Raw genomic sequence first — 20,558 nt, 5'->3', positions numbered from 1 at the left:
GCGATGGGATTGGACGTGTTAGCGGCACTGGGGTTTGATGTGTTGGCGGCAGTGGAGTTGGATGTTGAGGTATCATTGGGATTGGAGTTAATGGTCGTAACAGGGTTGGATGTCTTGGTAACAACTGGATGCGAAGTGTTGTCCACAACCACATTGATTTTTCGTTTCATCGTTTTTTTTACCCGATAATGGAGGGGGCGGGGTTTTAACTTCAAACGCCGGCCCCGTTTCTTTATGGGAGCAACCCTTTCTCTCAAGTTTATACCTCCATGATAGTTGTCTGGTGATGATGTTAGTGTATTAAGGTCACAATCATAGTGTATCAGCAATTGGAGGAGGGAATCTGCGGAATTAACGCTCCAGCGCTTCTTGCTGCACCCGCTGTAGAAACTCCTGTATGAAGGCATTATTGCTTTGTTTGCCGTATCCATACAGGTCGGATAGAAGCTATGATTCATATATCTTGCGTCCCCCAGTACAAAACGAATCCATCTATTGATCGTTCAACCCCTAAAAAACTTGCCGTTACTTATGGTACGGTTCAGCGTGTCATCAAACGGACGAAATAGAAAAGCACTCAAGCCGCTGACTCTAAATTATTGAAAAATATCAAAGAAAACTAACACATGATTTCATATATATTTGATTTCCCCTTTCTAATAATTTAATTCTCCTTTCTTCATTTTACATATCAATTTAACCAACTACTCTAGCCAACATTAATGTTTCTTTAATGTTGTTAAAGTCTTTCTCCACTTCATTAACTTTCAATACTTTTGTTACAATTGGCTTGTGGTCTACCAAACTAATTGCCCTGGAACAGCTGAAAACCTTTTTGCTTCAGCGCTCTGAAATCTTCTTCGCTTTCAACTCCGACTTAACAGCCATAAGTTCTCATTTTATTACAATAAACAAAAATTTCCTGATTCATGTGGATACTACTACTATTTTTAGTGGTATAATTTAAACCTACTACGAATCTACTGAATTAATTATATTATGTTCGGAGGTATCCCGTTGGTTTTCTCATCAGTGTTATTTTTATACGGATTTTTCCCACTATTCTTTATTATTTATTACCTAAGCACTCAAAAGTACAGAAATTCCATCATTTTATTGGGCAGCATTTTGTTTTATGTTTGGGGTGCTCCTTCCTTTGCTCCTATTCTATTCTTATCATTAGCTCTCGATTGGCATTTAGTTAATGCCATGCATAACATGAAAGACAAAGTGCCAAGAAAACTCACGTTAGCACTATTATTAATAATAAACATCGGTTTACTTGTTTATTTTAAATATACGAATTTCATTTTCGAAAATTTCAATGCTGTACTTCCCATGTCAAACCAAATCGTATGGACTTACATTATCCTTCCGATAGGAATATCGTTTATCGTCTTCCATAAACTCAGCTATATATTGGACGTATACTATGGTTCGAAAGAACCAACAACTGAGATGAACCAATATTTCATTTACATATTGCTTTTCCCAATGTCCATCGCAGGACCAATTATTAAGTATCAACATTTATCTGACCAATTAAAAAAAAGAAGCGTACAGTACGACGATATCCTTAACGGACTATACCGCTTCTCTATTGGCTTGTTTAAAAAAGTATGGATTGCAGACAATATCGCATATTATGTCGACAGCGTCTTCACTTCTCCTATTGACAGTCTTCATACATCTACCGCATGGATTGCTATTATAGCCTACTCCATGCAAATCTATTTTGATTTTTCTGGTTATGCAGATATGGCGATTGGATTAAGCAGGATGATGGGTTTTAAAATTGGCGAGAACTTTAACAGACCATACTTGGCTCTTAATATCTCAGATTTCTGGAGACGATGGCATATCTCATTAGGAGCATGGATGAAATCCTATCTCTATATACCTCTTGGCGGAAACCGTCTTGCTAAATATAGAACATACATCAACTTGTGGATTGTATTTTTAATTTCCGGAATATGGCATGGAGCTAGCTGGAATTTTTTAATTTGGGGCTTTATTCAAGGGGCTTATCAAATTATAGATCGAATCGTTTGGCTAAAGTTCTCGGCATCGCTGCCTAAATGGATTAACATCATCTATACTTACTTATTAGTATTAATTGCATGGGTATTTTTCCGATCAAATACATTGCCGGATGCCTTATCCTACCTGAAAAAAATGTTTTTCTTGTCTGATAATAGTTCTACCTTATTCTCGCCTAGCCTTACGAACGCAGGACTATTCTTCTTGATCATGGCTGTGCTCATCTGTTTCATGCCTGCAACTCGATTATATAATACGTTTTCCCTTAGGGTAACAGCCATTATTCAAAATGAAACATTTAAAGTCGCTCTCATTTTACTGTTACTGATCGTCTCCATGGTTAGGTGTATATCATCTACTTACAGTCCATTTATCTATTTTAGGTTTTAGTAGGAGGAGTCGTTTTGATCGAAAAAAAATATACTTTTCGATTTGTTTTTTTGCTTTTAGTCGTGATCATTTTTATGTTTCCAATTATTCAATATAAATTTCACATCTTCCCTGATGTTTCGCTTACTGGAGTAACCGAATCTGCAGTAAAACCAACCTTTACTCTACAATCATTTTGGTCAGGTCAAGCACAGCAACAAACGGAAAATTGGTTAGATCAGCATAATAGTATAAAGAATATTGTAGTAAAAACGAACAACCAATTGTACTATTCGTTATTTAGTCAAGCCTCGCCCAATAGTACAATTGTAGAAGGGAAATCAAACCAATTATTTGAAAGCGTATATATTCACGAGTTTAATCATCAGACGCCACTTCTGGATCAGTCTATCTTAGAGAACAAAGTTCAAAAGATGAAAATTGTACAGGACGAAGTGACCCGACTCGGCAAAACATTCGTTTTTTTAATAACGCCAAGTAAAGCAGCCGTTTACCCAGAGTTTCTACCGAGTCGCTCCTCATCCTCTGAACCAAGAAATTATGATTTACTCCTGCCTCTTCTTGAGAAGTATCATATCAACTATATCGACGGTCATCGTATTTCTATGGAGAATAAGCGAGATACCCCTATTTTCCCTAAAGGAGGCATTCATTGGAATCTTGCAGGTGCTTTTTTTACGCTTCAAAAATTAACGGAACAAATAAACGAATTGAGCCCATCGTTATCACTACCTGAACTTAATCTAAAATCAATCGATTATGTTGTTCCGACAGGATTTGATCGAGACCTGGCAGATTTACTGAATCTGTGGAAACCACCTGTGAATTACACTGTTCCCCAACCTATTATTGATATAGATAAGGAAGATAGCCCATCACGACCTTCGATTGCTATTGAAAGTGGCAGTTTCTCTTTTCAATTAATTCAATTACTTAATGAAAATAACTTCTTCTCAACGTTGGATCTATACTATTACTATAGCACTCATCGACAGTATACCAACGGTATACCTGATTTCAAAGACCTAGGTATTCCAAAACATATTGACTGGAATAAAGAAGTGCTCAATCACGATATTATTATCAAAGAGGTCAACGAGGCGCTAATTGGAGATTTATCTAGATATGATTTTATTGATGATGCTGCTTCCTTAATTTCTCCCCAGAACATTGAATTCCAAACCAATACGCAATATGTCGATCAAATCGATATTGGTGGTACACAAGGATATCGCATAAATAAGGGAGCAGACGGTAGTGCCACAGTCTATTTAACAAGTACTACACCTTTACATTTAGAACCGAATCAAAGCTATACGCTTTCTTACACAGCGAAAGGTTTTCATACACTCAGAATGGATCTATATCCAGATGATCTGCCTCAATTCAATAATGGGGGTCTGACAGATCAGTTTAATGACTTTTCCTTTGAATTCAGCTCAGATAGCGAGAATATAAAGAATGCTACATTACGATTCTTCATCGATGGAATTAACGCGAAAATCCCCCAAGACTCTTATTTATATAATATTAAATTAACTAAAAACTCCTAGATAATTTCATCGGAAACGATAGAACACTAACAGAAAATCGCCGCTCGTTTCCCATGAGGGAGTGAGCGGCGATTTTTTATCTATCGGTTTAACCAATACTGTTTAAACCGAGATAGCTCTTCATCCGTATAAAAATGTTTGGCATGCTGCGTTGAATAAATCCCCTCGATCAGTTCCGCATCAAACTGAATGGTAGATTTTACTTTCTTGTAGATGTCGGCAATGGATTTTTGGGACGCTTCATTTCCCTTGTGCAACTTCACAGGAATATCTTTTAGCCGTTCTTCCCCTAACCATTCTGTAACGGCTTTACTCCAAACCCTATCCATATCCTCTACCCGTATAATTAACGTACATACATTTTTGTCCTCTATTATTTGATATCCTTTTGAGCAATCAAAAGAATAATCGTACACGTTCACATCCAAGTTTTTTTTGAACTCATGAATAAACCAATCTTCATTTAGAAACTGAGTATATATAGATTCCTTAAGCTCTTCTTTTACGCTATCCAAATTGTCGGGGTATTGTCTAAGTCCTCTAGAACACTCTGAATCGAAACATTGAAAAAAAAACGAAATCATCTGATCCAACGGATTTCTGACACCGGTAATAACACTGATTTTTTTCTTATGCAAGTTCCGTTGCAAATATTCGTTAATATATACCGTATTGGAAAGCACATACCAATTTGTTTTTAAATACTCTAATAAATTACCTCTATTTCTATACCCCTTATTTACTGTATCAAATGCTTGTTTCATATACATAAAAGGATCTTCTATAATATAATGGGTCACGAGGTTGGGTAATCCATAATGATTTAAAGAGTTCGAAAAACTGCTGGTTCCTACTTTTGTCTTTGTATAAACCAAAATACTTTCATCTCTAAAATACACGTCGCTTAGATTTGCCTTCAAGTCGGAATATCTAATCAAGTGAATATTATGTATAGAAACACCAGTTTCTAATAGCATATTTACTGTTTCAAAATGTTCGTCTTGTGCAATTAATATTTTATTATTAACATTGGGCCCTGCTGCTTTATATGTTAATAAAGATGGCTTTGATGAACCTACAATTCTATCTATGTTAATTGTTTGATCAAAAACACGTTGATAGACATTATTTAGTTCGTTCATTAATTGAACGAATTTCTCCCCTGTTGCGCCACCGGCGTAAATAACTACATTTTCATTCAGCAGATCGCTTAATTTAATAGAATCTATTCTACCGTCTACAGGGTTTGGCAAAGTCAAATAATAACGATCGCTATCGAAACTTCTAAGCATGCTAGATAAACGTAAGAGATTATCGTGTTCAAAAATTTTATCTTTTTCGCTTACGGTTTTTGAAATAATAATAAAATCGGTTGTTTTATCGATTTCCCTTATTTTTTTTACGGGCAGGCCACAAACTTTTCTTTTGAAATCATCATCAATGAAATAACTGATTTCAAAAATAGATTGACATGTGTGTTCAATTATTGCCTTAATGATTCTGCTTTCTTCTCCCGAACCCCAAATAGCTACCTTCTTTTTACTCTCTGTTTTATTTATCATGCTTTCAAGACTAGTAAGATTATTAATTGCATGCACCTTAAATTCCCTTGAATATAAAAAATGCCCGAGCACTGACTGAATAGCTTCGACATTGCTTCCATTCTGTTCTATATACTCTTCCCAATAAGCAACTTCGCTTTGTTCTGGCTTTCTTTTAAGAACTTTCTCGTAAAAAGCTGTTATCAATCCATTTACTACTTCATTAAAGTATGATGACCCCATAATTCACCACCTCATTGTTTATTTAATCTCAATTGACTTAACTGCAACACCAAGTATTCGATTATCTGTACTCTCAAAGACATCAACCGGCGACCATAAGCGCGATACGGATAACGTTATTGCTACCGGTCCTGGATTAACAGAGTCAAGAGCAAATTGCAATTGTTGATCCCCTAGCTCCGTGAACTTCACGGTTCCAATTAATTTAGAATTAACTAATATATCGCAATCCAGTTCGCCCGGGTATCCATTCCGCAAATCCAGAATCAACTGGTCACGTCCACGGTGCTTATGGAGTTTAACTGTTGCTTGCTTAGATGCCGTCCATACATGTGTATCCTCAACAAAATGCCAATCGCTGAGCGAGACGAACATCTTCATTACATTATCGTTTCTCGGATCTACAGAATCAGGGAAACTACTCTCACCAAGTACAACAATGTCATATACTCCGACCGCCGGCATATGCAGAAATCGAGACGATTTATTAGTTTTATCAATAATATGAATTCCGCAGTCTACTGAAAAATTCGGTAAATGTTTCAACGCACGACTGATGTGCCTCATCTCGCTTTGGCCTACATAATAATTCCAACTGTCATATGTTAATCCTCGCGTAAATCCTCCTAACCTTGCAATAGTATGATTCCCGTTATTCAAGCTGAGCCCCAATGAATTACAGTAGAAGACTTCATCTTCAATAATCTTAACGCTATGCGGCATAAGCAAATTTTCAACATGCGTTTTAACAAATTCATTTGTAATCAGATCATACTCTGCTATGACACCTTTGGAATATTCTCTACTCTCTCCCCAATTGTTATCCATCGAAAACATTGAGAGAAAAAGTCGGTTTCCCACAATACTAAGGTCGTTAATATGATTGATGTCCATATTTTGATTCTTATTAATGACAATCTCGTCTACCTTACGGAATGAAGTCGATTCATGAATAGCAATTGTGTTACGTGCCGTCTCGACAACGTAAATCAACCCATCTGGTGCGATTGCCATGCCATGATAATCAAGCTCAGAGCTATTATAGACACCGACTTTATTCAATTCGTGATCGAATTTTAATATACCGTGCGAGTTTGTAGCAACATAATAATACTGATCATCTCTAGCAATCCCTCGGCAATCTGCTGATGCAAGTTTGCTAATGTTTTTCAGCGCAAAATCGACAACAAATAGGCCTCCGTATTGCCCTTTAAAATAAGGAGAGCTTATTAGAAGTTTTGTATCTAAGTCTGCGAACCTGGAAAATGGATCAAAAAAGGCATTCATGAATATCCCCCCCTGTAATATGATTAAATGACTTCTAGTTCGAACAGTTATGGATGCTCTCGATTAAAAACATCAACAACTTCATTTGCGAATCGTTGCAGACTTTCTTCTAAGGAAGTCTGCCCTGTCTCGAATTCCATAACCTTCTTTGTGTAGTTTTCTATTACTTTCTCCAAACTAATAAAAACGTTCACTTGCCTATCTTCGATTATTTCATCAACCAACTTAGCATAATGGTCCGCGCATATTTGTAATGTATGATGAAGATTAACAAACTCTAGTACTCGTCTCTGAGTATCGTATGGGTCGGAACCGCAAATTTGTACAATAGACTTCGCGATATCGCTTACTTCGCTATCGTCATAACCAACTTTGTGTACAATCTCGTCCGGAAACTCGCTAAAAGAACCGATATTTGTCGCAATAACGGACTTGCCATACCCAAGTATCTTCAACAAGCTCGCCGAACTCTCTCCTTGCGTAGGGTAACGAAGGTTAACACAAATATCTGAAGCTGCGATATACGTATCAAACTCATCTAACCTTACATATCCAGTAATAACGACATGCTCTTGAAGGCCGTGCTTCTTTACCATTTCTCTTAGATGGTAAGACGTTGACACTTCCCCAACAATGTAGTATTTGAAACGCTGCAATTGTTTGTTTTTCTTTAGATAACCCAATGCTTCGATTACTTTGTGTATTCTCTTTGTTGGATTTACAAATCCCACTGACGCAATCACAATGTCATCGTCTGCTATACCTAGTGCCTGTCTAGCTGTCTCCTTCTCCTGTTGTAAATCTTCTAGTCTGCTTATATGCGGACTCGGCATTGGAATCAAGGAAATCGGCACATAAGAAACCTGATCTCTTAGAAGTTTAGCCGAGAATTCCGAATGCACGATTACCGCCAGGGCGCGATTAAGAATTCTTAGATTCAACGGGTAAGTCAAAGATGAGGTTTCCCATAACGGAGGAATTTCTTTAGACAAAACTTGTCGTGCTTTTTCTAATCCATTGTCCCCATAGTTATACGACATTTCATCGCAATATTGTTCGTTGTGCCCTTGACCTATTGTTTTCCCGGCAAAAAAATGATGGAGCGAATAATCATGAAGAACAACGATACCCGGATAACGAAGAAACATCTCATAAATCTCATGATGTGCTTCATCGTTGTTCCCCAGATGATAGATAAGTGCATCATATCCTTGGTTACGGTAGATTCTCTCAAAATCCGAAAAATACCGCACCGGAAACTTACTCTTAATACTCTCATTTTCGATCGAAAAACCCGTAGAAACATATAGATCAATTCCGAAGTTTCTTTCCAAATAAGGAAGAATGTCTTCACTGTAGTCCGATATTCCCGATCGAATAGGGTTGAGGGGGGAAAAAAACGCGACTTTTTTCAAAAGTTTCACCTACCTTAAAGTAGCTGTTAATTGATCGATTACATGATCCCACGAAAAGTGTTGAACGGCGAGTTTGCCATTATGGCCGAGTTCTTGAGCAGCCACGGCACTCCGACTCAACTTATTAATTGCCTCTGATATATCATTTACGGAATTAGCTACAATACCGGAATGTTCATGTTTTACAAACTCAAGCACGCCACCCGAATCCGCTAATGTAATCACCGGTTTACCGGATAAGAATGCTTCTAGTGTCACATAACCGTAGTCCTCATCATAAGGAGCGAAATATACGGCTGTACAATTCGCGTATAACTCCAATAATTGCTTATCTTCTACAAAACCAAGAAACTTCACTCTATTCTCGAGCTTCAGACTCGCAACTAAACGCTCTAGATTTTCTCTTTCAGCCCCTTTTCCAACAATCACGCACTTCACGCTAGAATCCGTCGTTTTTAGTGCTTTAATAAGAAGATCTACTCTCTTAATCGTATCCAATCTTCCAACCGACAAAATATATTTATCGAACTGCGAACAATAGTAGTTACCAACATGCTTGGGCGGATGGTATAACGTATCTGCCTCGATCTGGTTAAACTTGCATAAACGATCCGTTACATTATGTGCTATCGTAAATATTTTCTTCGACTCCATCAACGTATTCGTATCGTATCGCATGATTAATTCTTTTAGTGCTAAACTTTCGGCCGAATGGTCAAATGCGCTATACTCCGTGCCAACCAATTCATACGCCTGTCGGAACTGATGAACTAACCATGTCACTTTATTAGGATGTGTTATTCCGTATGAAGGAAACTTTGTAGCAATCACTAGATCGATCGGTTCCCCATTACTTTCACTTAAATCAACGAATCTCCAGTTCAACATACTTTGAACAAGCTGCTGATCAGGATACCACTTGAATGGTAATGCAATAATTTCTGAATCATAATTACGCTTAATCAGCTCGCTACGCAGAGACTCGACGAGCAATTCGGCGCCGCCTCTCACAAAGGGGACTTGTGCATGACATATCGCAACTTTTTTATTTTTTTTCACAATAAGCTTCCCTTCATTCCATTATTTAGTGGCAACAATAGCATAATCCCTATTTCCATAGAGCAGTGAATGTACCTGCTCGAAATAAGCTTGCAACAATTGCGAATCTTCACTATTAGAAGTTAGTACCGGTGGACGGAATTCAACTGGAGCCGAATCTCTACGTTCAATATCTGAATATCCTATCTCTTTCATAATGAATCGAAGTAATTCAGGGTGTACTAAATTCACATGAGAAGGGTCCAAATAGTAAGAGTGGGTCACGGCAACAATCGTTTCAACGTTAATTGTCTCAACAACAACAACACCTTTAGGTTTCAATACTCGGAAAATCTCTTTGAGAAGCGGTACATATTCCTCATAGGATATATGCTCAATTACTTGCGCCATAAAAATCCCATCGTAAGTTTCGTCGTCTACCGTAGCCAAATATTCGATTGCATTGGCTTGATGCACATCATAACCTTTGTTCTTGCAATATCTCACCATATCCGCATTCAAGTCGATACCGCATGCGGAAATGCCTTCGCTCTGAAGTAACTGTATAAATTCCCCTCTGCCGCAACCAATGTCAAGTACATTCTTTTTATCTATAAAATACGGGAGATATTGCCGTTGGCGTTCAATGATAGAAGCTCTCGTACCTCGAAATTGATCTTCGAATTTTACATAATCCATTCGATTTTCCTCAATCTTCGCTTTTCTATCTGCTTCAGCAGCTAATTGCCGATTAAGTTCCGCTTCTAATTGCAGAATACGCTCTTGTAACAGCGAGATTTCTTCATCCATGACATGAAACTTCTCGCTATACTCATTTAATCTTCCATATAATAAATTTAACGTCCTAGTAACGCTAGCATTAAACTCCCGTTGTTTATGAAAAGTGTTAGATACATACCAACGTAATACTTTTCGCATGACTTTTTTTCCAAACACAATAAATTTGCCGACTACTTGCCGATGAGATGTTATCTCATGCTCCGGATTCACATTCCATAATCGATTGACCAAACCAAGCTCAACGATTAACTGATTTGTTTTATCATGTTGACTACTGCCTTGGTCCTCGATCTGTTTATTTACTCTGTTCTTATTCTTAACGTAGAACATATTTCTTCGAATATCTTCAACATCAAATTTTAGATTACTCATTAACTAATCACCTCAATAGCCTAATAGTGTTTGATACGTGCTAACCCCTCATCCGTCTTTCAGACGGTCGTATTCACGATCGTAACGATGGCGAACAGGCCTATCATCCCGAGCAGTATGGCACTTTTTCTGACCTTGGCTTCACCATCTTTTCAAGCAATGCTTACAATGTCAGCTGTTTCAATTACATAGAACATGTTTCCAGTATACTGCAAAAATGAAAAGAACCGCGACATTACGCGGTTCCTCGCTATACTTCACATATGATACAGTTTCTTGTAGTAAACTTGCCTTTATATAACTAGTGAACCTGCTGCTACTAACGATTCAATCTCAGATCATTTTCGACCATCATCCGAATCATTTCTTCAAATCCTACCTCTAACTTCCAACCGAGCTTTTCCTTTGCTTTTGTACTATCTCCTAATAGTAAATCTACCTCAGCAGGACGAACAAACTTAGGATCTATGACCACATAGTCTCTCCAATTCAAATTAACATGACTAAACGCAATCTCTATCAAAGTCTCTACCGTATGTGTCTCACCGGTGGAAACAACAAAATCTTCTGGTTGCTCTTGTTGAAGCATGAGCCACATCGCCTTAACGTAATCACCAGCAAAGCCCCAATCACGCTTCGCATCTAGATTACCCATTCGCAATTCATCCTGTAAGCCTAACTTAATTCGAGCAGCCGCATTCGTCACCTTTCGTGTAACGAACTCCAGTCCACGACGAGGAGATTCATGATTAAATAGAATTCCGGAACATGCAAACATATTATAACTCTCACGATAGTTCACGGTAATCCAATGGCCATATACTTTAGCAACGCCATAAGGACTACGTGGATAGAATGGCGTTGTTTCTTTTTGTGGGGTTTCGACTGCCTTGCCAAACATTTCACTGCTAGATGCTTGATAGAATCTTGCATCTGGCTTATTCAAACGTACAGCCTCTAATATATTCGTTACACCAATTGCAGTTATTTGTCCAGTTAGCGCGGGCTGATCCCAAGAGGAGCCCACGAAAGATTGAGCTGCCAAATTATATACCTCATCTGGTCGAGATACTTTAACTGCATAATCTAAGGAGCCTTTATCCATTAAATCGCCATCAATGAACTCAATTTCTTTTGCTATGTGACCTATATTCTCCATCATAGGCATACTCGTTCGACGACGTAGTCCATACACCTTATATCCCTTATCTAATAATAGCTCAGCTAAGTAGGAACCATCCTGCCCAGTAATGCCTGTTACTAATGTACTTTTTCCCATTATCGTTCCCCAACCTCATTTAAATTATAAATATTCTTCAAGTTGCTGAGAACGAAGCTCCTTAAGCAACCTTTTGACTTCTTGTGCCTTATCCTTCGTACAAATCAGTGTCACGTCATCCGTATCTATAATAATAAGATCCTCTATACCTAATGTGGCAATTAGCTTGTGGCTATTACTCTCAATAATACTTCGCTTCGTGTCAATAACCAGCGTATTGCCAATCGTGACATTCCCATCTTTATCACGTTCGTTTATCCGATCTAGCACCGTCCAACTTCCAACATCATCCCAACCTAATCGGCAAGGAATGACATAAATGTCATCCGCCTTCTCCATAATACCATAATCTATTGACTCTTCAGGCATTTTATAGAACTCAGATCCAATGACATCTTTCTCATTAGGCTCTCCTAGAACTAGCTGTATGTTTGATAGGATATCATGTACTTCTGGTAAATGCCTTTTAATATTTTTAAAAACGGTATTGGTTTTCCAAACAAATATTCCACTGTTCCAGTAGAATCTTCCGGCTTGTATGTAGCGCTGAGCATCCTCTAAGGTAGGTTTCTCAATAAATCTACGGACACGGTGAACATCCATGTCATCAATTTTCTCGTGTTCACCCATACTTTCCAAGTAACCATATCCTGTCTCAGGATAATGTGGAGTTATACCGAGCGTGACAATATTATCATTATAAGACGCTACTTTGATTGCAACTGGAATGATTCGCAAAAACTCATCTTCATCTTTTATAATATGATCAGATGGCAATACAATCATCGTACTATTCGGGAACTTACGCTCAATCTGAATTGCGGCAAGTCCAATGCAAGGTGCAGTATTTCGACCAACAGGCTCGATAAGTATATTCTCCTGCTTTAAGTGTGGAATCTGCATACGAATAAGTTCAGCATACATTTCATTCGTTATGATAAACACTTGATCTATACTCATTAGTCGTTCCAATCGTGCTACTGTTTGCTGAATCATTGATTTCTGACCTGATATATTCAAAAACTGTTTCGGAAAATTTGTACGACTTTTAGGCCAAAACCGTTCTCCTTTGCCTCCAGCTAATATTAAACTGACGATTGTCATTTTATCCTCCTAAGTTGATTTGAATATAGTTCAATCTTTCCTCAATCATCTTGCCAATGACACTTGGAGAGTAATCATTTTTAATCGTTTGTTGTCCTTTTAAAGCAATTCTATTGTAAAACTCAGCATCATTCACAAGTCTCTTCATATGAGAACTGGCGTGCTCTACATTAGGATTAGCCCATTTCTGAAAGGCTTGATATGGGCCATAATCTTTCCCAATAGGTATTAGCTCATAATCCACTAGGCAAGAGTTTTTCTCGTTCATAAAATCCGTATTAGAAGACCAATTGGTTGCAACAACCGGCTTTCTGAGATACATTGCTTCCGCCATGACAAGTCCAAAACCTTCTCCTCTATGTAAAGAGATATAGCTATCCGTACATTGTATTAATGCATTTGTATCGTTTCTGCTTAATATTTGTGTAATTATGTAGATATTATTGTAGCCTTGTATATGTTCATGGAGTAATTTTATTTCTTCTCTATTTGCATGAACATTGTTTACTTTGATTACCAAGCCAACTGTCATATCGTTAGGCTGAAATGATTGCTTAAATGCATGTATGGATGCAATCGGATTTTTCCGTTCTTGATAGCTATTGACGTCATACATAGTCAAGAATAGAAATGCGAGCTCTGGTAGCTGATAATAGGCTCGAGTCCGATATTCATCGATTTTAACTTCAATCCCGTGTGGAATCCTCACGACAGGTACTGGACTTTTCATAGAGATAGATTGTGCAACGAAGTTAGAGGGTACCCACACTTCGTGTACAAATTTGAAGCCGTCCATCCAATCCTCAGGGAATTCAGGAAGCTCCCAATGCCAATACCCAATGTTATAACGTCCTTCAAACAACCTAGTTCCATATTGAATATAGGTTTCTAGCATTTGCTCAGCATTAATATGAAATATATTAATGTTGTACTTCGGTTGATCCACTTCTTTGTGCTGCCAAGATAAATCGGACATTCTTGCCGTGCTTGTCCCGATGTAGCTAATAATATCGTAGGGTAGCTTCGAGTTCTCCAGACTTCTTGCAGCAATTCTACATGACTCACCTAGTCCCATCTCAGCACGCGAGTACCCAATTAGGTTTACGCCAGTTATCTTTTCCGTATAGAATTGCTTGCTGAGGGCTTGCTCACTTTCCTGAGTATACCCTTTAGCTAGCACCACTTGTTTCACCTTATTTCTTATATGCAGTGGGATGAACAGTATTAGCAACTTCTTACAAGCAATTGCTATTTTATATATCATTTTATAAAAAATACGAGGCATCTGTTGTATTCCCACCAATCTGTCGATTCAACAACTTGTATAAAGTAGAAACTATTTTTTCGGAACTCTTCAATACTTTTAAACAGGCGCTCTATACTTATCTTGATAATTAATTTGTATAATCTCCGTATTTTATCACTTAAATTAAACGATATCCATTTAAATTGTAAGAATTATCTATTGATTAATTAAATTTAAATACAATGAAATTAGAGATTGATTATTTAGAGATTTTACTTCAGGGAATGTTTATCTCATAAAAACAGCACCATTCCAGTTGATTTGGAATGGTGCTGTTTTAACTTCAATTTTATTTCGCCCTACTTATGATAGGGTTCAGCTTAACAGGTCTATCAGCGAAAACTGAGAAAAGAGCTTACCGCAAAGCGAAAGAGTTATAATACCGGCTCCAACCGTCAATATTGTTATTATCGGACCGTACGACAGCCCCCACAAATTGAAACAAGGAGTCTGCCCATTGCAAGCATACGTGGAAGTTATTATTCGAACGATCGCCGCTTTTACACTCCTCATGATTACGTCGAGGATTCTTGGCAAGCAGACGATATCCAACATGACCTTCCATGACTTCGTAAGCGGCATTACGCTGGGCGCCATTGCGTCGAATTTGGCGTTAAATGTGAAGCTTAACCATTGGCTCATCGTCGTATCGCTGCTGATATTCTTCGGCATCTCTTTCCTCGTGTCCAAGATTGCGCTCAATAGCCGGGCATGGAATCGGCTGGTATCCGGCACTCCAACCGTCATCATCGAGAACGGCAAAATTCTCGAGGACAACATGCGAAAAATCCGCTACACGTTGGACTCTCTAGCCCAATCTTTGCGTGAAAAAAATATTTTCAATATGGCGGAGGTCGAGTACGCTTGCATGGAGGATCACGGGAAGCTGTCCGTGAAGAAGAAAAGTGAGTATGAGTGGGTGACGCGCAAAGATTTGAAGCTACACGCCGCGGCCGTTCAGTCGTTCCCTGTCGAGTTGATTATGGACGGTATAATTATGAAAGACAATCTCGCTCACAACGGGCTGACCACCCAATGGCTGGAGCAGTTGCTGCGGCAGCGGAACAAATCCGTATCCGAAGTGTTCTATGCCGTGAGAGGTACGCAAAACCAGTTGTACTTTGACTACTATCGGGACCACATTGACAACCCTATTGATTAGCACCGGACTCACTGCTCTCTCCCCTTGATAGCCCAGTTCTTTTACCGAACCGTCCTTATCAGGGATGCAACTTTTAGGGGGCGATCAAATGAGTTTCAAGGAAAGATTGGTATCTGACAAAGAACTTAAAGGTATTAAAAAAATAGATGTGCTTTTCTTAATAGATTCTTAATGAATTGCAGGATTTGATCGTGATCAAGGTTGGCTTCATCTCGCTGAAGTAAGAGGAATGATTCACCCTTAATTAAATTTTAATAGGTATTAGATAGACTATCCATTTCATTTCCCTCCATGACGAAGTGCAAAAGGAGAACGCCTATGATGGACGTTCTCCTTTGTGTTGGCTTGGTGGAGCGTGTGGGGACCGTGGTGAAGATGGTCGGGCTATTCCATGTATAGTTCCCATACACCGAAGTCCGCGCCTTTAGGAGACGCGTCCTAATCCTTGGCATCCTGCTGTTCCAGCCATCTCAAAATCGCTTGGTTTGTTTCTTCCGGCTTTTCTTGCTGGATCCAATGACCGCAATCCAGATTCACCACTTTCACATTGGGCACGAACTTTGTCAGGTTTTCAGACTTTTGAACCGCATCCCGGTCGCCGTAGATCATGAGGGTCGGCTGTTGGATAGTTGGGTTCACCTCCGCCAATAAGCGCCAGTTGCGGTCAAGGTTCCTGTACCAATTTATACTGCCCGTGAACCCTGATGTTTCAAAAGCGGAGACGAGAACGGCCAGCTCGCTGTCGCTCATCAAGGGCTCACCCCGTGGTGTTTCTGCTCTGGCGAGATTGATTAACGCCATACCTGGCTGAGGCTCTGTGGAGGGCTCGTTCTTCCTATACAGGTTGCGAAGGAACCGGAACGTATTACCTTTGAATACGGCGTCCGCGACGCCTGGCTGTCGATTGAAGTGGACGAAATAGAAGTCGCCGCCAAGTATTTCTTCCATGAACTCGATCCAGGGTTTTTCTCCGCGCTCTTGGTAAGGCAAGCTCAGATTTATCACTTTGTTTACACGGTTTGGATGCAATAAGGTCAGTCCCCAAACGACCATTGCACCCCAATCATGACCGACAAAGATGGCGTCTTCGTATCCGTAGTGATCGAGAAGTGCGATGAGATCACCCGACAAGTGTTCAATGTCATAGTCTGTTACTTCGGTCGGACGGGATGAGTTGCCGTAACCCCGCTGGTTTGGGACGATGACATGGTAGCCCGCTGCGGCAAGGGCGGCCACTTGATGACGCCAAGAAAAGGCATGCTCTGGCCAGCCGTGACAGAGGACAATGGGTTTTCCGGCATTTTGTCGGCCTGCTTCAAAGACTTCGAGTTCCACACCGTTGACTGAAATATAGGTGGGCTTGGGAAAATCGGTTGGATTAAACATTGAATATAACCTCCTTCTTGTGATACATGTAGTATAATGGACAAAAGGTGACATCCTATTGTCACCATTCTGAAGTCATGTAGAAAAAAAGAGGGTAATTATGGACAAAGTGGAGAGACTCATTTCGATTATCATGATATTGCTGAAAAAAGAGGTTGTTTCTACAAAGCAATTCTCGCAACTATTCAATGTTTCCAAAAGAACGATCCTTCGGGATATGGAAACATTGAGCTTATCGAACATCCCGATCTACTCTGTCACCGGGGTCAAAGGCGGCTACGGCATAATGGATGAATACAAGGTTGATAAACGCCTTTTAAGCAGCTCCGATTTACAGAATATATTAACTGCACTCGGCGGATTGGAACAAATTCTCCTTACTGAAGAAGTTGAAAGAACGATTAAAAAAATAGAGGCAATGGTTAGTCCATTGTCTCTGAATCGTACCATTCAACTGTCGTTTTATGATTGGGAAGGTCGGTCCGAGATTCTTGAAACCTTAAAGACATGTCAAGAATCCATTTTAAGGAAAAGACTGGTTTCATTTGATTATACAGATAAAGATGGGGCTGTAACGAACAGAATGGTCGAGCCCTATGAGCTTCATTTTAGCGAATCGAGTTGGTACTTGAAAGGATTCTGTTTACATCGACAGGGATATCGGACATTCAAGTTATCTCGGATCGATCCTATTACTATGGATGAAAGCGCGTTTCATCCGAGAGACGATTGGCCCGAGCAAAGAAACGAAGCAAGTTATGTACCGCAATTCGTCACGATTAAGGCACGGATATCGCCCAGCATAAAAGATCAAATCATCGAAAGGTATGGACGAAGAAGTATTGAAGACCATAGTTCTGGATTTCTATTAGCAACCCTTTATGTCCCTCAAAATCGTATGGGATTTCAATTATTAGCAAGCTTCGGCATCCATCTAGTAGTTGTAGAGCCCAAAACCTATGTTGAAGACTTTCGAAATTATTTATATCAAATGATGGAGAACTATTCCTGATCAAGGTCTCGTCTCGACCTATATGACCGATTCACATAATTCGCCGCATCCGAAGAGTCATTAAGGGCAGTTCAGAAGAACGGTGAGCACTTGAGCTTGTAGGACGAAATTTTTAAGGACAACTCTTTTGGCTTAAAATCACTATTGGAGGATAAAACGTTAAAACTGTGAAGCGACTTCCTGTACTGCTACAGTTAATTTCCCCCTCTAGTCTTCTGTCCAAGCAAATGTCTCAACGCATCATATTCTATTCTATTGTGTCAGTTATGATTGCAAGGAGAAAAAACGGAATAAACCGTTTTTTATAAGGGAGGAATGATCTTGAGACAACCTCGACGACTGTGGATTCTAACGAATGAATACCATCCATATATTATTGGGGGTTTAGGGACAGCAGTTACTAGTTTGACAGAGGCGTATGTGCGTAGCGGCGTTCATACCACCGTCCTTAGCCTGAGCAGTAATTCCTCAATCAGTATTGTCAAAAGCGGGCGGCTGTATATCGTGCGCTTCCCGACAAGAGCACCCTACTACTCAATGAAGACACAACAGTTTAATCCCGCCGCTATAGAGCGATGGATTAAGCATCAAGGGTTCCAGAAACCAAACGGAATTCACATTCACAGCCTGCAATTCGCCAATTTATCGGAATATTATAAATCGAAATATCAGATTCCGATTATATATACTAGTCACTCTCTGGTTACTCGAGAAAAGGGTCCCCTAAGTAAGAAAAAACAGATAAGGATTGATCAACAGGCCTTACTGTTTAAGAAGACAAGTAAGATCACCATTCCAAGCCGATCGGAACTCTACAAGTTGAAGAAGCTATATCCCTTCGTCGCAGGAAAAGCCTCTGTCGTCAGCCATGGCGTAGTCTTGCACAAATCACAGACGCGTTTATCACGGCGACACCTTTTATACGTTGGCAGGCTCGTTCCGTTAAAAGGGATAGAACCTCTACTGAAAGCTATTTCAAAATTGAAACAAGATGGAAATAAGGTTTGGCTAGATTTGATCGGAACAGGTTCTAAGCGTTATGTACACCAACTAAAGGCTCTTGCCAGAAAGCTCGGCATATCGTCCGAGGTGCGTTGGTTTGGGTTCCGCAGTCAAAGCCAGGTGCAGAAAATGTATGCTACTTATGGTGCAGTGGTGATGCCCAGTTCCGAGGAATCATTCGGATTGGTCGCGCTTGAGGCGCTGGCCAGCGGAATTCCATTAGTATCGACCCGGGCTGGAGGACTTGCCGATTTTGTGAACAGCAGCGTAGCCCAAACGATACCCCGAGCGGACGGTACAGCAATTGCTGCATCTATTAAAGCAATGTGGAGCAACAAAAAGCTCACTGACAAGCGGGTTGCCGCTGGTAGGCGGCTAGCGGCACATTATCAATGGCCGCAGGCTGCCAACCGGTACAAGCACCTATTCCGACAACTCCAGGGTAGTAACACCTCCGATAAGAGAGGCTCGATCGACCATGCGCACTAATCTAGGAGTCGAACGGCTTTCTGAAAAATTCGGAATTCGAGCGAAACGAACGGAAGTTATTAAAAAAGGCGTTTATCGAATAACGGCTGCGGGTGGAGCAGATTATTGTTTAAAGAAAATGCCTAATTCCCCCAATCAACTTCGCTGGATTGACAAGACACTGCAGCAGATACGACGCAAAGGGTCAATTCAACTCGGCTGGCGCAACCTTCGCAAAAATCCGGGCCAACGTTTGTTCGCCAAGTTAAAACGAAAAAGTCCAACTTTTATTCTTACCCCATGGCTGAAAGGTCCCTGGCCCTCATCGGCTTCGAGGAAGCAAATGAGTGAATGCGGCATATTGCTTGCTAAGTTTCATCAGAATGGTGCTCAGATTAGCATTCCAGCTCTCGGAAAGCAAAATATGTTGGGATCATGGCCCAGCTTGCTTCGCATTGAACAGAGAAAGCTGCTCGTCAACATCCGGAAGGCAAGAAGAAACGGCTTTAATAGTCCGCTTGACCGCTTGCTCCAAAAGCATGGCAGCGAACTATTGAACATGGCGGGAACTTCTATGCGGCAATTACAAGTGAGCCGCTACCGTTCGATATGTCGAAAAACGAGGCCAACTTTATGCCACGGAGACTTCGGACCAACCAATGTGATCAGAACGAGAAAAGGTAACAGTTTGATCGATTTTGAGACGTTGAGACTGGATCTGCGTGCGTATGATCTAAATCGTGCTATTTACAACTTTTGTCAGTGCCACAACTGGCGCTTTTCCGTCGCTCAATCATTTTTGGATGGCTATCAGACTATCTTCAAGCTGAAGCGAGAGGACTACGAAATGTTGAAGGTGCTCCTTCGATTCCCCCGGGGTATATGTAGACTCATTGATAATTATGACAAGAGAACAGCGAAAGTGAAGCACAATGTCGAACTTGATTTCCCGCGAATTCTATCCCACGAACGGCAGAGGGCTGCGTTTTTAAGGAAACTCGACTCTTACGCGGGGATAAAGCAATAGTGGCTGACTGGAATGAGCTGTGTGTTAATGAGAAATGAACCAACTTATCTTGTAAACAAAATATCATCAAAAATATGTACAGTTTCAACGCACCATAAGTAAGGCGAAATTTAAAAGACATACAAAAAGCAC

At 39.9% G+C, this 20,558-nt stretch carries 16 protein-coding genes; 7 read left to right on the top strand and 9 right to left on the bottom strand.

Annotation, left to right across the window (positions count from 1 at the left end; all coding sequences use genetic code 11):
* The first annotated feature begins 3 nt into the window (after positions 1 to 3).
* The 3 genes from V8F51_RS28010 to V8F51_RS28000 all read left to right on the top strand — a co-directional run bounded on the left by V8F51_RS28010 (position 4) and on the right by V8F51_RS28000 (position 3,983).
* Complete coding sequence (locus V8F51_RS28010) at positions 4 to 189, top strand: hypothetical protein (RefSeq protein WP_337103806.1); 186 nt, start codon at positions 4 to 6, stop codon at positions 187 to 189.
* An 828-nt stretch (positions 190 to 1,017) separates the two neighbouring features.
* Positions 1,018 to 2,430, top strand: a complete 1,413-nt coding sequence (locus V8F51_RS28005; protein WP_337103805.1) for an MBOAT family O-acyltransferase — start codon at positions 1,018 to 1,020, stop codon at positions 2,428 to 2,430.
* A gap of 14 nt (positions 2,431 to 2,444) precedes the next feature.
* Entirely contained in the window at positions 2,445 to 3,983 is a 1,539-nt protein-coding gene (locus tag V8F51_RS28000; protein ID WP_337103804.1) for an alginate O-acetyltransferase AlgX-related protein, read from the top strand.
* Between the two features lie 80 nt (positions 3,984 to 4,063).
* Here V8F51_RS28000 and V8F51_RS27995 read toward each other — a convergent pair whose 3' ends face one another.
* From V8F51_RS27995 to V8F51_RS27960, 8 genes are all read right to left on the bottom strand, one after another.
* A complete protein-coding gene (locus V8F51_RS27995; RefSeq protein WP_337103803.1) occupies positions 4,064 to 5,767 on the bottom strand; it encodes a putative capsular polysaccharide synthesis family protein in 1,704 nt (567 codons plus the stop codon).
* A gap of 18 nt (positions 5,768 to 5,785) precedes the next feature.
* Positions 5,786 to 7,054 carry a DUF4915 domain-containing protein gene (locus V8F51_RS27990; RefSeq protein ID WP_337103802.1) on the bottom strand — a complete coding sequence of 423 codons (1,269 nt, stop codon included), beginning with the start codon at positions 7,052 to 7,054 and terminating at the stop codon, positions 5,786 to 5,788.
* A gap of 47 nt (positions 7,055 to 7,101) precedes the next feature.
* Entirely contained in the window at positions 7,102 to 8,478 is a 1,377-nt protein-coding gene (locus V8F51_RS27985) for a glycosyltransferase (protein ID WP_337103801.1), read from the bottom strand.
* On the bottom strand, positions 8,479 to 9,528 hold the full coding sequence (locus V8F51_RS27980; protein ID WP_337103800.1) for a glycosyltransferase family 4 protein: 1,050 nt from the start codon (positions 9,526 to 9,528) through the stop codon (positions 8,479 to 8,481).
* A 21-nt stretch (positions 9,529 to 9,549) separates the two neighbouring features.
* Complete coding sequence (locus tag V8F51_RS27975; protein ID WP_337103799.1) at positions 9,550 to 10,680, bottom strand: class I SAM-dependent methyltransferase; 1,131 nt, start codon at positions 10,678 to 10,680, stop codon at positions 9,550 to 9,552.
* 319 nt (positions 10,681 to 10,999) lie between these two features.
* The gene (gene gmd, locus V8F51_RS27970) at positions 11,000 to 11,959 is read right to left on the bottom strand and encodes a GDP-mannose 4,6-dehydratase (RefSeq protein ID WP_337103798.1); all 960 of its coding nucleotides are present in this window, start codon (positions 11,957 to 11,959) and stop codon (positions 11,000 to 11,002) included.
* Between the two features lie 24 nt (positions 11,960 to 11,983).
* Positions 11,984 to 13,063 (bottom strand): mannose-1-phosphate guanylyltransferase, encoded by a 1,080-nt coding sequence (locus V8F51_RS27965; protein WP_337103797.1) that lies wholly within the window; start codon positions 13,061 to 13,063, stop codon positions 11,984 to 11,986.
* Between the two features lies 1 nt (position 13,064).
* On the bottom strand, positions 13,065 to 14,255 hold the full coding sequence (locus V8F51_RS27960; RefSeq protein WP_337103796.1) for a glycosyltransferase: 1,191 nt from the start codon (positions 14,253 to 14,255) through the stop codon (positions 13,065 to 13,067).
* A 571-nt stretch (positions 14,256 to 14,826) separates the two neighbouring features.
* Here V8F51_RS27960 and V8F51_RS27955 point away from each other — a divergent pair.
* Positions 14,827 to 15,531 carry a DUF421 domain-containing protein gene (locus V8F51_RS27955; RefSeq protein ID WP_337103795.1) on the top strand — a complete coding sequence of 235 codons (705 nt, stop codon included), beginning with the start codon at positions 14,827 to 14,829 and terminating at the stop codon, positions 15,529 to 15,531.
* A 438-nt stretch (positions 15,532 to 15,969) separates the two neighbouring features.
* Here V8F51_RS27955 and V8F51_RS27950 read toward each other — a convergent pair whose 3' ends face one another.
* Entirely contained in the window at positions 15,970 to 16,917 is a 948-nt protein-coding gene (locus V8F51_RS27950) for an alpha/beta fold hydrolase (RefSeq protein ID WP_337103794.1), read from the bottom strand.
* A gap of 100 nt (positions 16,918 to 17,017) precedes the next feature.
* Here V8F51_RS27950 and V8F51_RS27945 point away from each other — a divergent pair, with 100 nt between their 5' ends.
* From V8F51_RS27945 to V8F51_RS27935, 3 genes are all read left to right on the top strand, one after another.
* The gene (locus tag V8F51_RS27945) at positions 17,018 to 17,929 is read left to right on the top strand and encodes a helix-turn-helix transcriptional regulator (protein WP_337103793.1); all 912 of its coding nucleotides are present in this window, start codon (positions 17,018 to 17,020) and stop codon (positions 17,927 to 17,929) included.
* 321 nt (positions 17,930 to 18,250) lie between these two features.
* Entirely contained in the window at positions 18,251 to 19,420 is a 1,170-nt protein-coding gene (locus tag V8F51_RS27940) for a glycosyltransferase family 4 protein (RefSeq protein ID WP_337103792.1), read from the top strand.
* Positions 19,410 to 20,426 (top strand): phosphotransferase, encoded by a 1,017-nt coding sequence (locus V8F51_RS27935; protein WP_337103791.1) that lies wholly within the window; start codon positions 19,410 to 19,412, stop codon positions 20,424 to 20,426. The genes V8F51_RS27940 and V8F51_RS27935 overlap by 11 nt, the downstream gene beginning before the upstream one ends.
* Positions 20,427 to 20,558 lie beyond the last annotated feature (132 nt).

This window comes from Paenibacillus sp. YIM B09110 (genome assembly GCF_037167145.1).
In the GTDB taxonomy this organism is placed as follows: domain Bacteria; phylum Bacillota; class Bacilli; order Paenibacillales; family Paenibacillaceae; genus Pristimantibacillus.
The sequence above is the reverse complement of the archived record's forward strand: the minus strand, read 5'-3'. Positions and strand labels throughout refer to the sequence as shown.